This window comes from Cognatishimia sp. WU-CL00825 (assembly GCF_040364665.1).
Lineage (GTDB): Bacteria > Pseudomonadota > Alphaproteobacteria > Rhodobacterales > Rhodobacteraceae > Cognatishimia.
This window is the reverse complement of the sequence record NZ_BAABWX010000001.1, coordinates 2,044,441-2,057,627: the sequence shown is the minus strand read 5'-3', so window position 1 is coordinate 2,057,627 and position 13,187 is coordinate 2,044,441. Positions and strand designations below refer to the sequence as shown.

At 52.1% G+C, this 13,187-nt stretch carries 16 protein-coding genes and 2 tRNA genes; 8 read left to right on the top strand and 10 right to left on the bottom strand.

Annotated elements, in window-relative coordinates:
* Positions 1-28 precede the first annotated feature (28 nt).
* The 5 genes from ttcA to rpmH all read right to left on the bottom strand — a co-directional run bounded on the left by ttcA (position 29) and on the right by rpmH (position 2,393).
* A complete protein-coding gene (gene ttcA / locus ABXG94_RS10155) occupies positions 29-898 on the bottom strand; it encodes a tRNA 2-thiocytidine(32) synthetase TtcA (RefSeq protein ID WP_353533880.1) in 870 nt (289 codons plus the stop codon).
* A 107-nt stretch (positions 899-1,005) separates the two neighbouring features.
* Entirely contained in the window at positions 1,006-1,236 is a 231-nt protein-coding gene (locus ABXG94_RS10150; RefSeq protein ID WP_353533879.1) for a hypothetical protein, read from the bottom strand.
* 318 nt (positions 1,237-1,554) lie between these two features.
* Positions 1,555-1,815, bottom strand: coding sequence for a membrane protein insertion efficiency factor YidD (gene yidD, locus ABXG94_RS10145; RefSeq protein ID WP_353533878.1), 261 nt, complete (start codon positions 1,813-1,815; stop codon positions 1,555-1,557).
* Positions 1,815-2,234 (bottom strand): ribonuclease P protein component, encoded by a 420-nt coding sequence (rnpA, locus tag ABXG94_RS10140; protein WP_502901689.1) that lies wholly within the window; start codon positions 2,232-2,234, stop codon positions 1,815-1,817. The genes yidD and rnpA overlap by 1 nt, the downstream gene beginning before the upstream one ends.
* Positions 2,235-2,258: 24 nt before the next feature.
* Entirely contained in the window at positions 2,259-2,393 is a 135-nt protein-coding gene (rpmH, locus tag ABXG94_RS10135) for a 50S ribosomal protein L34 (protein WP_025048050.1), read from the bottom strand.
* 283 nt (positions 2,394-2,676) lie between these two features.
* On the opposite strand from rpmH, the gene ABXG94_RS10130 reads away from it, so the two are divergent.
* From ABXG94_RS10130 to ABXG94_RS10115, 4 genes are all read left to right on the top strand, one after another.
* Positions 2,677-3,408, top strand: a complete 732-nt coding sequence (locus tag ABXG94_RS10130) for a TVP38/TMEM64 family protein (protein ID WP_353533876.1) — start codon at positions 2,677-2,679, stop codon at positions 3,406-3,408.
* Between the two features lie 2 nt (positions 3,409-3,410).
* Positions 3,411-4,829, top strand: coding sequence for a dihydrolipoyl dehydrogenase family protein (locus ABXG94_RS10125; protein ID WP_353533875.1), 1,419 nt, complete (start codon positions 3,411-3,413; stop codon positions 4,827-4,829).
* Between the two features lie 18 nt (positions 4,830-4,847).
* Positions 4,848-6,236: a sensor histidine kinase gene (locus ABXG94_RS10120; protein WP_353533874.1), complete on the top strand. Its 1,389-nt coding sequence runs from the start codon at positions 4,848-4,850 to the stop codon at positions 6,234-6,236.
* Between the two features lie 62 nt (positions 6,237-6,298).
* Positions 6,299-6,375: transfer RNA gene (locus ABXG94_RS10115), tRNA-Arg, on the top strand.
* Positions 6,376-6,560: 185 nt separating this feature from the next.
* Here the strand turns inward: ABXG94_RS10115 and ABXG94_RS10110 are convergent.
* On the bottom strand, positions 6,561-6,977 hold the full coding sequence (locus tag ABXG94_RS10110; RefSeq protein WP_353533873.1) for a hypothetical protein: 417 nt from the start codon (positions 6,975-6,977) through the stop codon (positions 6,561-6,563).
* Between the two features lie 432 nt (positions 6,978-7,409).
* On the opposite strand from ABXG94_RS10110, the gene ABXG94_RS10105 reads away from it, so the two are divergent.
* The 3 genes from ABXG94_RS10105 (at position 7,410) to ABXG94_RS10095 (ending at position 9,602) form a co-directional block, all read left to right on the top strand.
* On the top strand, positions 7,410-8,540 hold the full coding sequence (locus ABXG94_RS10105) for a hypothetical protein (protein ID WP_353533872.1): 1,131 nt from the start codon (positions 7,410-7,412) through the stop codon (positions 8,538-8,540).
* Positions 8,541-8,737: 197 nt separating this feature from the next.
* The gene (locus tag ABXG94_RS10100) at positions 8,738-8,920 is read left to right on the top strand and encodes an antitoxin VbhA family protein (RefSeq protein ID WP_353534043.1); all 183 of its coding nucleotides are present in this window, start codon (positions 8,738-8,740) and stop codon (positions 8,918-8,920) included.
* Complete coding sequence (locus ABXG94_RS10095; RefSeq protein WP_353533871.1) at positions 8,913-9,602, top strand: Fic/DOC family protein; 690 nt, start codon at positions 8,913-8,915, stop codon at positions 9,600-9,602. Before ABXG94_RS10100 ends, ABXG94_RS10095 begins: the two co-directional genes overlap by 8 nt.
* Before the next feature lie 230 nt (positions 9,603-9,832).
* Here ABXG94_RS10095 and ABXG94_RS10090 read toward each other — a convergent pair whose 3' ends face one another.
* From ABXG94_RS10090 to ABXG94_RS10080, 3 genes are all read right to left on the bottom strand, one after another.
* Positions 9,833-10,231: a pentapeptide repeat-containing protein gene (locus tag ABXG94_RS10090; RefSeq protein ID WP_353533870.1), complete on the bottom strand. Its 399-nt coding sequence runs from the start codon at positions 10,229-10,231 to the stop codon at positions 9,833-9,835.
* A complete protein-coding gene (locus tag ABXG94_RS10085; protein ID WP_353533869.1) occupies positions 10,228-11,916 on the bottom strand; it encodes a phage minor head protein in 1,689 nt (562 codons plus the stop codon). Before ABXG94_RS10085 ends, ABXG94_RS10090 begins: the two co-directional genes overlap by 4 nt.
* 315 nt (positions 11,917-12,231) lie before the next feature.
* Entirely contained in the window at positions 12,232-12,648 is a 417-nt protein-coding gene (locus tag ABXG94_RS10080; RefSeq protein ID WP_353533868.1) for a hypothetical protein, read from the bottom strand.
* A gap of 28 nt (positions 12,649-12,676) precedes the next feature.
* On the opposite strand from ABXG94_RS10080, the gene ABXG94_RS10075 reads away from it, so the two are divergent.
* Positions 12,677-12,877, top strand: a complete 201-nt coding sequence (locus ABXG94_RS10075) for a hypothetical protein (protein WP_353533867.1) — start codon at positions 12,677-12,679, stop codon at positions 12,875-12,877.
* Positions 12,878-13,109: 232 nt separating this feature from the next.
* On the opposite strand, the gene ABXG94_RS10070 is transcribed toward ABXG94_RS10075, so the two are convergent.
* Positions 13,110-13,184, bottom strand: a tRNA-Thr gene (locus tag ABXG94_RS10070).
* Positions 13,185-13,187 lie beyond the last annotated feature (3 nt).

The following is a 13,187-nucleotide window of genomic DNA, read 5'->3' as shown; positions in this document are numbered from 1 at the left end:
ACGCTAGAGCATCAAAATAAGTCTGCGATTAACGCAGCTGGGGAATGTCGTCAGAATCTGCGTCGACTTTTAGAGACTCTCGGGAAAGCCCTGCAAAATCAAAGAGTTTGGGATCTAGGAGGTGTGAGGGCCGCGCATTCATCAAGGCACGAAACATCACGTTGCGCCGACCCGGACTGTTGGTTTCCCATTGGTCCAGAATTTGTTTGACCTGCTGGCGCTGCAAACCGTCTTGGCTGCCACATAGATCACAGGGAATAATCGGGTAGTTCATGGCCTTGGCGAATTTTTCACAATCCACTTCGGCCACATGCGCCAGAGGACGATAGACAAAGACGTCGCCTTCTTCGTTCAACAGCTTTGGTGGCATGGTGGCCAGACGCCCGCCATGGAACAGGTTCATAAAGAAGGTTTCTAGAATGTCGTCGCGGTGGTGGCCCAGAACCACGGCAGAGCAGCCTTCTTCGCGGGCAATGCGATAAAGGTTGCCACGGCGCAGACGCGAGCACAGCGCGCAGTAGGTGCGTCCTGCAGGGACTTTGTCTTTCACAATCGAATAGGTGTCTTGATATTCTACCCGATGCTCAACGCCCATGCGCTTTAGAAATTCAGGTAAGACGGTTGCTGGGAAATTCGGCTGGCCCTGGTCAAGGTTGCAGGCCAAAAGATCCACGGGCAGCAATCCGCGCCACTTTAATTCGTGCAGAACCGCAAGCAGCGTATAGCTGTCTTTGCCGCCTGACAGGCAGACCAACCAGCGGGTGCCGCGTTCGATCATACCGTATTGTTCGATCGCCTCGCGGGTTTGGCGCACAATGCGTTTGCGCAGCTTTTTGAAGCTGGCCGAAGAGGGGGCACCGTGAAATAGCGGGTGAATGTCATCAAGATCATCAAGCATGATTGCCGCATAAGCAAAACGGCTTTCAAGAGCAAGAAAAACTGGGCGTTTTTGGGGGGTGCGGCCAAAGAAGTGCAGGGCAGGCGATAGCGTGCTCCGCATGGCTGTTAGTATTTGGGTGGCATCCAGCGAAGGCGCGTCGGTGGCTCTGGCGGCAGGCCGATATCCTTACGCAGATGGGTGTTCAACGCATTGACCGCATCAGGCGGCTGGCCTTTGGGTTTTAGCAAGTGCTGGACAACGGCAAGAAAGGCTTTCCACCGGCCAAATTTTGCAATCAGAGTGCTGACTTCCAAGTTTAGGTCAGAAAGGCTGGGTGTGGCGTCTGTACGTGTCATGATTTTCTCCGCCGCAAACGCGGTCGGATTCCTGTTTTGAAATGAGATAGAGATGCAAATTGAGGACGGTTTTGTGCCGCTCACAAATCAGATCTAAATAATGGAAAAGGTGGTGTTGGTCTGTCGGATCACACTAACAGATCAATATGTGCCCAAGCTTAGCGGCGGGTTAGTGCAAAGCCGAAAAATCGGTTGCCCGCGAACCAAAGGCCTGCATCGCGATCAAAATATGTCATGGTAAGCCTCCTGTTGCTATTGTGGACCGCGGGCAACCTAGCAGGATCAGACGCTTCGCCAAGTCGGGAAATCCTTACCGCATTAATCTGTTGCGGAAGTATCACTTTGAGTTTTATTTCTGGATTCAGGCACAGGATCATATCCGTCGCCGCCCATGGGGTGACAGCGACCCAGCCGGCGAATGGTTAGATATGTGCCGCGTATCGGGCCATGTTTTTCAAGGGCTTCAAGCGCATAGGCGGAACAGGTGGGCTGGTAGCGACAGTTAAAGCCCACCCATGGGCTGAAAATCAGCCGATAGGCTCGAATAGGCAAAGCAACGATATGGGCAAGCGGGGACATCAGCGCGACTCGTGTAACTTTCTTAGAGCATACATAAGATCACGCTTGAGATCTTCAAAGGGGCGCTGGGCTGTGGCGTCTGCACGGCCAATCAGGACATAGTCAAATCCCGGCTGCCCGTGATCAGGCAGCACCAGTCTTGCTGCTTCGCGCAACCGGCGTTTGGCGCGGTTTCTGGCCACGGCGTTGCCGACTTTTTTGGAACAGGTAAAGCCCACGCGTATGACATCTGCTTGCGTGGATTCTGTGTCTTGTCGTTTGCGAGCCTGGACCATCATGCCTTTGGTGCCCTGTCTGCGGGCACGTGAGGCGGCCAGAAAGTCCTTGCGCACTTTGATAACCTGAAGACACGGCAAAGCCGCCGGAGCCAATTCCCGCTGGTTGGTGTTACCATCCATGGGGGCCTCCGGCGGCTTCATATTAATACGCAGTCAAGCTGAGGCTTATGCGCTCAGCGACTTGCGGCCTTGCGCACGACGTGCGTTGATGATCTTGCGGCCAGCTTTTGTCGCCATGCGCGAACGGAAGCCGTGACGGCGTTTGCGAACCAGGTTCGAGGGTTGGTAGGTGCGTTTCATCGCTCCGTCTCCGTACTTGTGTGAGCTGCGTACCGCGACTCATGCCGGTGCGCTTTCTATTCGAAGACTGGTCTATAGGAGCCGCATTCAAATAAGTCAAACACCCTAAATGCCTTTTGCAACAAAAAACCAAAAATATGCCAGTGAAATGTTTCAGTTCATGTCAAAACCTGCCGTTCTGATCACAGAAGCCGTGATCTTTATCAAGGGCCCGTGAGGAGGCTACCGTTGGGTTGCTCTGATCCGCATCTTGGAGGAAACCAGTATAAGCGAAAGAAAAAAGATGAGTGACATGACCGACGTACCCAAGAGTGGATTGGCCAAACGCCTGCCGTTGATTGCGATACTTGCAGTTGCTGCGATTGGAGCCTTTACCCTGCGGGATTACCTAAGCTTTGAGACCCTGCGCGACAATCGTGAAGCCTTGTTGGCGTTTCGGGATGCGAACTATGGTCTGACGGTCGGCCTGTTTGTATTGGCTTATATTATTATCGTGGCGTTTTCATTGCCCGGTGCCACCATCGCCACGCTGACTGGTGGTTTTTTGTTCGCCACATTCCCCGGTGCGCTCTTTAACGTTTCGGCGGCCTCAGTCGGGGCGGTGCTTATCTTTATGGCAGCTCGCTGGGGGCTGGGTGATCGCTTGGCTTCCAAAATGGAAGGGTCCGAGGGGGCAGTGAAGAAAATCAAAGATGGTATCGACGAGAACCAATGGTCGATGTTGTTTTTGATCCGTTTGGTGCCTGCTGTGCCGTTCTTTGTGGCCAATCTGGTGCCCGCTTTGGTGGGGGTTCCGCTGAGCCGCTTTGCAATTTCTACTTTTTTGGGAATCATCCCAGGAGGGGTGGTTTATACCTCTGTCGGTGCGGGTCTAGGTGAGGTATTTGAACGCGGTGAGACCCCGAATTTGGGCATCATCTTTGAGCCGCAAATATTGTTCCCCATTCTTGGCCTTTGTGTTTTGGCCGCATTGCCCATTGTTATCAAAGCCCTGCGCGGCAAGAAGGACGCCTGATCATGAAACGCATAAAGACTGATTTGCTTGTCATCGGGGCAGGCTCTGGAGGCTTGTCGGTTGCAGCCGGGGCTGTGCAGATGGGCGCGGATGTGACCTTGCTTGAAGGCCACAAAATGGGCGGAGATTGCCTGAATTTTGGCTGCGTTCCCTCTAAGGCATTGATCGCAAGCGGTAAGGCTGCCTGGGCGCAAAGCCATGGGCAAAAATACGGTGTCGCAGATGTTGTGCCATATGTGGATTATGCCGCTGCAAAAGATCACGTAGCGTCTGTTATTGCTGAAATTGAGCCCAATGATTCCGTTGAGCGCTTTGAAAACTTGGGCGTGCGGGTCATTCAGGAATACGGTGTGTTTCTGTCGCCAACCGAAGTGCAGGCAGGCGATACTTTGATAAAAGCCCGCCGCATTGTGATTTCCACCGGGTCATCGCCCTTTGTGCCGCCGATCCCTGGGTTGGAAAGTGTGCCCTATGAAACCAACGAGACGCTTTTTGAGCTGCGCGAGCAGCCTGAACACTTGCTGATCATTGGCGGTGGTCCGATTGGATTGGAAATGGCACAGGCCCATCAGCGTTTGGGCAGTCAGGTGACCGTCATCGAAGGCCTAAAGGCTTTGGGCAAAGACGATCCTGAAATGGCGGCCGTGGTGCTAAACAACCTGCGTGCCGAAGGCATCGTGATCGAAGAAGATGCGCTGGCGGCCGAAGTTCGTGGCGCAGCTGGTGCCATTGAAGTTGAAACAAAAGATGGACGCATTTTTAAAGGCACGCATTTGTTGATGGCGGTTGGCCGTAAGCCCAACATCGACAAGTTGGATCTGGAAAAGGCCGGGATCGAGTTCACGCGTGCGGGCATTAAGGTGGATGACGGTATGCGCACCAGCAACCGCAAGGTCTATGCCATTGGCGATGTGGCGGGGGGATTGCAGTTCACCCATGTGGCCGGATATCATGCCGGGCTGATCATTCGGTCAGCGCTTTTTGGCTTGCCTGCCAAGGAACGTACAGATCATATTCCATGGGCGACCTACACGGATCCAGAGCTGGCCCAGGTTGGCCTAAGCGAAGCGCGGGCCAAGGAAAAACACGGGGATGCTCTGGAAGTGGTTCGGTTCCCATTTTCCCACAATGACCGGGCGATTGCGGAACGCAAAACCGATGGTTTGATCAAAGTAATGGTTGTGAAAGGCCGGCCCGTTGGGGCCTCTGTTGCCGGATATCAGGCCGGTGAGTTGATTAACCTTTGGGCCTTGGTGATTGCAAATAAGCTTAAGATGTCTGCGGTGGCCAACATGGTTGCGCCTTATCCGACTGTGGGCGAGTTAAACAAACGGGCAGCGGGGGCATATTTTTCCCCAAGACTGTTTGAAAACCCTAAAGTGAAACGTATCGTCGGCTTTGTGCAACGTTGGCTACCTTAGAATGATCGGTCCGCAGCTATGTTAAAGACCCTCTCAGGACGGTTCCTTTTTCTGACCATCATTTTTGTGATGCTCGGAGAGGTTCTGATCTTTGTTCCCTCGGTGGCCCGCTTTCGCGAAGACTATTTGCTGTCGCGTCTTGAACGCGCGCAAATTGCGTCTTTGACCTTGCTGGCGGATGATATGATTGACGCAGAGCTGGAAGCTGAATTGCTGCGCAACGCCGAAGTTTACAATGTTGTGTTGCGGCGCGATGAAATTCGCCAATTGATGCTTTCGTCGGACATGCCCGCGCCGATTCAGGCGACCTTTGATTTGCGCAACGCCACCGCCATGCAATTGATCATGGATGCGATGCACCGTTTGTTTACGCCGGAACCAGAGGTCATTCGGGTGATCGGGGCCCCGGTGCTCGAGGCAGGATTGTTGATCGAGGTCACTATCTGGACCAAGGATCTGCGCAACGCGATGATCGACTATGGTCTGACAATTTTGATATTATCCGCGGTGATTTCTGCCTTTACGGCGTCTTTGTTGTTTTTTGCTGTGCGTTATATTCTGGTGCGTCCCATCAAAGGCGTTGTGGGCTATATGCAAAGATATGCTGCGGCGCCAGAAGACGCGCGTCGCATCATTCAGCCCTCATCTGGGGTTGTGGAGTTGCGCGAGGCCGAAGAGGCGCTGCAAATGTTGCAAACCGAATTAACCGCTGCCTTGCGCCAGAAAGAACGACTGGCACAGCTGGGCGGCGCGGTGGCTAAGGTCAGCCATGATTTGCGAAATATTCTGACCTCGGCCCAGCTGTTCACAGATCGCATCGAGATGTCAGAAGACCCAACCGTCAAACGTATGGCCCCAAAACTGGTTAATTCGATCACTCGTGCCGTGCATCTGTGTGAGAGCACTCTGGCGTTTGGCAAGGCAGAAGAGCCGGCACCCCGGTTGACCTCTGTTGATTTGGCAGAGTTGGTCAGCGATGTTTTGGATTCCGAAAGGCTTGCGGTTGGCGATTTTGACCTGAGTTTGAGCGAGGATATCCCGCAGCATATGACGGTAATGGCAGATGCTGAACAACTGCATCGCGTGGTATCCAATCTGGTGCGCAACGCCAGGCAAGCGATTGTCGCAACAGCCCAACCAGGTGAAATATTGCTGGAAGCCCGCGAAACCGACTCCCACTGGGTTTTGGCAGTTCAGGATACGGGCCCGGGCTTGCCACCAAAGGCAAAGGAGCATTTGTTTCAACCGTTTCAAGGCGGCATGCGCAAAGGCGGGACGGGACTTGGGCTGGCAATATCAGCCGAACTTATTCGCGGCCACGGCGGCGATGTCACGCTGAAACACAGTGACGAAACGGGCACTCGATTCGAAATTTGCCTTCCAAAAGGGGGAGTTGCAGGAATTTAGAAAAAATTCCGATTTAGGTCTTGCGCCCCTCAGCGGTTCAGACTAAACCGCCCACATAACGCGCTCTGGTAGCTCAGCTGGATAGAGTACCTGACTACGAATCAGGGGGTCGGGGGTTCGAATCCTCCCCAGAGCGCCATTTCACCTTTTGTTGAACGTCAGACGAAATTGACTTTTGCGTCATAAACTGACCCAATTCACCGCGAACCGGATGTTTGTGGTCAAACCGCGAATGTCCGGTTCGAACCTTTTATCTGATGCAGTGCGAGATCTCTGTGACGCCGACACAAAGATATTTCCTTACCAAAGCAGTGAATGATGCTTCTACCAGATTGGCGTGAACGGCCCATTGCTGCCGTTGACTACGGTCGCTCGATGCTGCGTCAGCAGCCCGCATTGACGTAAGCGCAGCAAGACGCGCGCCAGGTTCTCGCCAAAAATAGGGATGACGTAGCCGCATTTTGGCTCGCCGTCCGTGTGCAATCTGAACACCACAAGCAATGATGGTCCCGGAAGCTTGGCAAATGGCTCAAACGTCGAGAGCTTTGCCTTGACCGTGCGCCCCTTTTTCTGAGCGGTAGATTTCAGCTGAACGTAACAAGACCATTCAGTCCGCTGATCAAGCGGCCTGCCAATATCCGAGGTCTCTCTCGCCTTCTGAACGAAAAAGTCCCAGCCCTTTTGGTCTCGCTCACTGGAGTTGACGATCAGTCGAGCGGACGTTGCGAGCGCCGCAAACATGCTTTCTCCGACAGCCCCCAAACCGTTGCTACTTTTGGGGTAGTGCGTCGGACTGCGGTCCGTTTTTGCCCCAAATGCGTATGCAGAGCTCTTTCGAAAAGCGGGCCTTTCGGCGTTTTTCAATTGATTGAATGGGCAGTGATACCTTTGCAATCCTGTCCGAAACATAATTGCCTTTTGATGACACTTCCGTCCGCTATACATGCGCACACAAATTATGACTTCGTTTCGCGCGTTTTGAAGCACCTTGATTTAGTGCAAAGCGTTAGTAGGGACCTACAGTCATTTGCGCCAACGCCGTTCGAGATCTACCTTCGATCACGCCTTTGGAAAGGACCCAAAGACGACTGGCTCAAAGAGTTTGATCTCACTCAACTACATCGGGTGTGCCTGAATTTGGGGGCCGCGCTTGATGGCAGTCAGGCCCACTACTTGAAATCACTTGAAATCCAGCAAGAGCGAAAATTTTGCCAATTAGGCTTTGAATATCTCAAAGGTGGGGCGCCGCGATATAGAATTGCTTTGCAGAAACTGCACATGCAAAGCAAAACTGAACGTCCATACTATAGCTCGGATATGGGGCCATTTTACCAATGGCTTCGGGAGTGTTATGATGCCCCGTCGCTGAAACCAATGGTCGATTTGACCTGTGCGCATATCTTTGAAACGTACCCAACATCAATAGAAAAAGAAGTGTTCGGCCAACTGCCGTCAAAGCAAAACTGGTTTACGATGCGCGATGCTAGTAAGTTGACTGGATTTGGAGTGGTGTTTCTCAAAAAACTGCTGGGACACATGAATGGAGTTGGCGAAAGCGACGCGTTAAAGCGTACAGATGTGCATGTAGACGAACTTGATAGCGCAAAAAGCTATTGGTCGAGTTTGATGACCCTGAAAGAGGCAAGTCAATCATTTGGCCTTCCAGTTCGTCAGATAAAGGCCCTTCAAGATCGCGGAGTTCTGGACACAATCAAAGTGACCTCTTCATTGCGCTATGCAAAGCAAGAGCAGGTCGCAACTCTGCTACGAAAGGTCACAAGCCTTCCCGTAGCGCGCGAAGGTCAAGCTCTTGTGCCTTTAAAAGCATTTTGTCGCGACAAAGGTGTCGGGATTCCTCGATTGATCGAACTTTGGGCGAATGTGGAGCTGGAGGGCGCGCTCTTTCGCGGAGAGGTGGGAACTGGATTTCAAGCGATGGAAGTCGCCTGGGACGCAATGTGTGCGATTGACCGGGTTCAGTTCAATCGTGATCTGCAACTATCAGAGGTTGCTAGATATTTGCAAATAAGCGTCATCTCTGTTCGCCAGTTGCGTAACCACGGGTATTTGAGCCAATTGAAAAAGCGCAACGTAGATACCAACCGTATCAAGAGTTACATTTCCAAGGAAAGCATCCTTGCTTTCGAAGAAACCTATGTGACGCTTGGCCAGATGTCCGCGAAGCAAAAAATAGCCCCGATACATTTGGCACGGAAGCTGGATGACAATGATATCCCGCCAATTTCTTGTGGTGGGGAGTATGTCCGCGTCTACGAAAAGAGCGCTGTTGGATGGGAAGCTTAGTTCAATTTGAATTGAGCTGGTGTACGGCCCTCAAATTTGGTGACCTAAGCAGCTGCGCATTGGCGTTTTGTGTCCCATTAGAAAAATAAGAACTGGGTTTGTTGGGTCTGGCTCAAAAAAATGGTATGATAGAATAGCTGATATTGGGGGGCGTTTTGGACGAGGAACCGTCGAAAAAAACAATCACACAAGAAGAGGTGCAGCGACGTCGAAAGATCGTATCCAGGGCAAATTGGAGCGCGGAAATGGAAGGGCTTGGGCGACAAACGCCTGAATACAACGCCCTGTCTGAGCTCTGGATCACGGGCGAGATTGATCGCATAGAATTGCAAGAGCGACGCATGCGAATGGTCCTAGATAGGGTGCGCGACCTTGGTTGATCCATTTTTCCAAGCCGATCAGAGGACGATGAAAAATCGTCTCGGGATCAACAATAACCCGGACCTGTTACGGATTGCAGAACGTGAACTTGTTTCAAGTCGTACCGAAACTGTTGATGAAATCACCGGTGATTTTGGTTCGGCACATCTGCGCGCTATTCACCGGCATCTGTTTCAAGACCTGTTTGAATGGGCGGGGACAATGCGCTCGGATGTCATCGTTTTGGAAGGCGAGACCTTTAATGTCCCTGATTTCGCGAACCTCTTGTCCAAAGGCGATAGTACCTTCTTACCGGCGTCTCATCTGGACAATGGGCTGGCTCATATTCAGCGGCTCGCAAATGCACCAGAAGCAAGGTCAACGGACCTTGAGACCTTTGCAAAGGCGGCGACGGAGATTTTGTCTGATCTCAACTATGCCCATCCATTTCGCGAAGGAAATGGGCGGACCCAACGTGTATTTATGGAGCAGCTAGCAAGGCGCGCGGGGCATACGTTAGATTTTGAGGGGATCACCGCTGCGCGCAATAATGCTGTAAGCATCGAGTCTCACGGCGGGAATACGTTGGCACTCGCAAAAATGGTCTCGGAAAGCCTGGTGCCTGAAGCGGTGGAGATGAGGTTGAAGGCAGTGGCAGGCTTAGAAGGGTCCGTTGTGGTCCGCCAGTCAGTCTATATCTAAATAGGTGGTTCAACTCTAAAGTGCTTTACATAACATCCCTTAGGCGACGTTCGCCGTTTGTTACGGCGGCACCCAACATCTGGAGGTTGCGAAACCTATCATTCGGGGGGGCGCTTCGGTATAACGGAAATGCGAACAAAGTGCGCTTTCGCTGCGACTGCTCCAATGACTGCTGCGAGTTGGCCGGACAAAAACCTGTGAGTTATGACCGAAATCGTCTGGTGATCTCGCTACGAAAGCTGAGGGAATGTTCGTTCCAGATTGGTCCCGGAAAAGGTAAGCCCTGCAACCTGCGCATCTATGCAAGTTGCTCTGAACCAGCTACCTCCAACAACTGTAGCGTTTGTGAAGTTGGCGTTGTCGAGATTCGCTTTCGTGAAGTCGACATTCTTAAGGACCGCCCCAGAGAAATTTGCACCACCCAAGTTTGCGCCATAAAAATCAACGTTCTCCAAAACCACGCCGGAAAAGTTCGAACCAGGTATCACGGCACCAGCCAGGTTGCGATCATCAAGAAATACATCTCTGAAGTCCAATCCAAGCTCTTCAAGGTTAGTTCCATGGTCAAGGTTCCGACCCTGCCCATTGCTAAACGCATCTACGCGCTGTTGAAGATCAAGCTTTGTCATGGCCAGTATACCACCCTGTCTGAGATTCCTCGGCGTTCAATTTCGTTCCTAAGAGCTTCAAGGTCTGCTTCGCTCAGGTTTTCTGTATCTATGATCACATTGTGACCCGCCGCCAACTCCCGCTCAACCTTTGCGATGTCCTTATCAATGTCAAAGCCACCGGTACTGGCGGGGAAATCGCTGCGAAAGCCCTTCACATCCCAGGCCTGACCATCTGCATCAATAAACTCAGCTGCACCAGTGGGATCGCGGACAATGGGGCCTGCAACCAGACCAGCTTCCTCGGCACCAAGACCTATCTTGCGTTCTTGTTCGGTTTTTCCATTAATAACGCCTCCTCTGCCAGGGGCGCTTGCCAAGGCGTCCAACTCTTCCTGCGTGCGCTCAGAGGCCATAATGTTCGGCCCCGCCTCCTCTGGGATCGGCGTTGATATGATATTGTCGGTCGGATCGCCGGGTATGGGTGAGCCCGTGTTGTTCGGCAAACCTAAATCTTCAATCGGATAGGTTTCAAGCCACTGCTCATGCCGTTCGGGTGTGAAACCCGGCAGTTGGCCCAATCGACGCTCATCTTCCGTCAATTCAGGGAAAACCTCCACCCAACCCTTTGCCAGTTCACCGTCCAGAGGTGTAAGCTGGTTTGCCTCCAAAGCCGCCAAAGCTTGTGCAGCCAGTTGGCGTGCAATCTCTACTGCCCCAGCGGCATTCTCGTTTGGCAACGTAAACAGCCCTGGCTGATACATTTCATAAAGGCCGATGGCTTCCGCAATTACTCTCGCCCGGTCGCCGCGTTCTGGTGCGTCAGACAGGAAACCATTCTCAGCAAGTTCTTTCGCCATAGCGTAGGCTTGGGCAGCCAGGATGCCCTCAACGGTGCCCAAATCAGCGCCCAAGATTTCTGCCGCATCACGTACACGTCTCTCGTTCGCAGCGCGTGTGAATTCTTGAAGCCGGTTGCTTGCTTCAAGGGCCGCGTATGCTGCCAATCCCGCAGGCGAGCGTGCTAGCAAGCCATTACCCAGGCGTCGAACAGTATTGTTGCCGCCCGGAAAGCTGTCAGCCGTTGGCGCGAAATCAGCGAGCACAACGTTGCTCGACACGGCAAGAAAAATCGGCTCGGCAAAACAACGACAATTATGTGCTTCGCCGGGGTGCCCGCCTTCAGGTGGATTATCCCACCGGAACACTCGGTCGTCATAGGCCGCATGGCTGTCACGCACCTTGGCATCATCTTGCGAGCGCCAGATATATTGCTCAATCCCGAGGTCTTCTTGTCGGAGTTGGTTGATTAGCCCAGCAAAGGCACGCAAAAGGCGTTCTTCCATGGACGCTCGAAGCGGTCTAAGCCGTTGCGGGTGGTTTTGATACTCGCTGAATATACTCTCAAGTCGCGCGTCCCAAGCGCTAAGCGCTTCTGCCTTTGCATCGGATACATCTCGCAAATCGGACGCCGAAACAGTCGGCACGGTGTCAGGCGGCGTCAGCACGTTCAAGAGCATCCGAGTGTTTTCAGAAGTCACCTGGTCGAGACGTTCACTGAAATCGGCTCGCAAAGCGGAATAGTTCGGAAAAATGGATTTGAGTGAGAACCCCGAGGGGTAGCCAACCAGGCGACCATGTCGTTGCGCCATTCTGTACTGGCTGTCACCGCCATACCGGAGAAAATCGCTGAAACCGTGTTGCATGGAACCTCCGAGTGCGTGCGAGACAGGTTCTATTCACAATTGGTAAAGAAAGCCTCAGATCACCGTTCGTAACATACTCCGCTTGCGTAAAATCCAGGCATTCAAGCGTTGTGCAGCATTTGAGACTTTGGGCTCAGATGAGACCTTAGCCGCAGCGTCGATAAATGGCCGCTCTTCGTGACGTTCCACAAAACAAAGCCTTAGCTGGAATCAGCTAAGGCTTTGTTTGTTTTTAGGCTCTTTTTAGGCTCATAAATCGTGATCATAAGGGGCGATATTCTATGTTCAGGTATGAGAAATTAAAAAAAATTAGCTTTATACAGAAGAGTAATCTGAAGTGCCTTTGTGATTAACAAATTGCACTTTCAGGTTGGGAATCCCCCAGTGCGCTCCGTAACTCCGGTCTCGCAGCAATCTGGTATAGAGTTCTTTCTTTTTTCCCGTGCTGGATAACCTTTGATTGGAACGGTGTTCAGGACTCGTGCGCTCGCACTCTATCGCCCAGAAACGGTATCCCTTTTCTCCATCTTCATCGTGCTCAATGCCGTACAAGGCATCTGGTATGAGATATGTATCGTTCTCATGAAGTCGAACTGGTATTGCCAAAGGGTTTGCCGCTTCTCGCGTGGTCTCAGGTGCCCGTACCAGAATTTCGTCAACGGGAACAAATCGTTGATATGGTGACTGTCGCGCTTCCAGTTCGATATCCAAGACAGCTTCGATGATCATCATTGCATGTAGGAACTGAGGGCTAAAGGCGATGTTCAAAGACGCTTGGCAGGCCCGAATTGATCAGGCCAAGGGCGCGTCTAAGGATGTGAAAGGCAAGATCGCCGAAATCGATAAGCAAATCGAACAATTGGTGGGGCGCATTATGGATGCCTCCAGTATGACAGCGGTCGGTGCATACGAAGAAATAGCGAAATTAGAAAAATCCAAGGTTTTTTGCAAGATTCATTGACGTATCAAACGCCGAAAAAGGGTAGGCTAGAAGAAACGTTAGAACTCTCACTCTGCTTCCTCGCAAGTCCTTATAAAGTATGGGAAAGTGGCAATATCACACTGCGTAGAATGCTGCTGAGATTGGCATTTACGGGTCGATTTACCTATCATCGAAATTCAGGAGTTAGAACACCAGGAATAGCTTTACCATTCCAGGCTTTAGCGGTGTTTCAGCATAGGGTAAAAGTGAATGGTGCTGTGAGAGAGGATTGAACTCTCGACCTCACCCTTACCAAGGGTGTGCTCTGCCACTGAGCTACCACAGCATA

Bases quoted from the DNA above. Each gene is read 5' to 3' on its own strand.
- ttcA (WP_353533880.1), bottom strand. From the start codon at position 898: ATGCTTGATGATCTTGATGACATTCACCCGCTATTTCACGGTGCCCCC.
- ABXG94_RS10150 (WP_353533879.1), bottom strand. From the start codon at position 1,236: ATGACACGTACAGACGCCACACCCAGCCTTTCTGACCTAAACTTGGAA.
- yidD (WP_353533878.1), bottom strand. From the start codon at position 1,815: ATGTCCCCGCTTGCCCATATCGTTGCTTTGCCTATTCGAGCCTATCGG.
- rnpA (WP_502901689.1), bottom strand. From the start codon at position 2,234: ATGAAGCCGCCGGAGGCCCCCATGGATGGTAACACCAACCAGCGGGAA.
- rpmH (WP_025048050.1), bottom strand. From the start codon at position 2,393: ATGAAACGCACCTACCAACCCTCGAACCTGGTTCGCAAACGCCGTCAC.
- ABXG94_RS10130 (WP_353533876.1), top strand. From the start codon at position 2,677: ATGAGTGACATGACCGACGTACCCAAGAGTGGATTGGCCAAACGCCTG.
- ABXG94_RS10125 (WP_353533875.1), top strand. From the start codon at position 3,411: ATGAAACGCATAAAGACTGATTTGCTTGTCATCGGGGCAGGCTCTGGA.
- ABXG94_RS10120 (WP_353533874.1), top strand. From the start codon at position 4,848: ATGTTAAAGACCCTCTCAGGACGGTTCCTTTTTCTGACCATCATTTTT.
- ABXG94_RS10110 (WP_353533873.1), bottom strand. From the start codon at position 6,977: ATGTTTGCGGCGCTCGCAACGTCCGCTCGACTGATCGTCAACTCCAGT.
- ABXG94_RS10090 (WP_353533870.1), bottom strand. From the start codon at position 10,231: ATGACAAAGCTTGATCTTCAACAGCGCGTAGATGCGTTTAGCAATGGG.
- ABXG94_RS10085 (WP_353533869.1), bottom strand. From the start codon at position 11,916: ATGCAACACGGTTTCAGCGATTTTCTCCGGTATGGCGGTGACAGCCAG.
- ABXG94_RS10080 (WP_353533868.1), bottom strand. From the start codon at position 12,648: ATGATGATCATCGAAGCTGTCTTGGATATCGAACTGGAAGCGCGACAG.
- ABXG94_RS10075 (WP_353533867.1), top strand. From the start codon at position 12,677: ATGTTCAAAGACGCTTGGCAGGCCCGAATTGATCAGGCCAAGGGCGCG.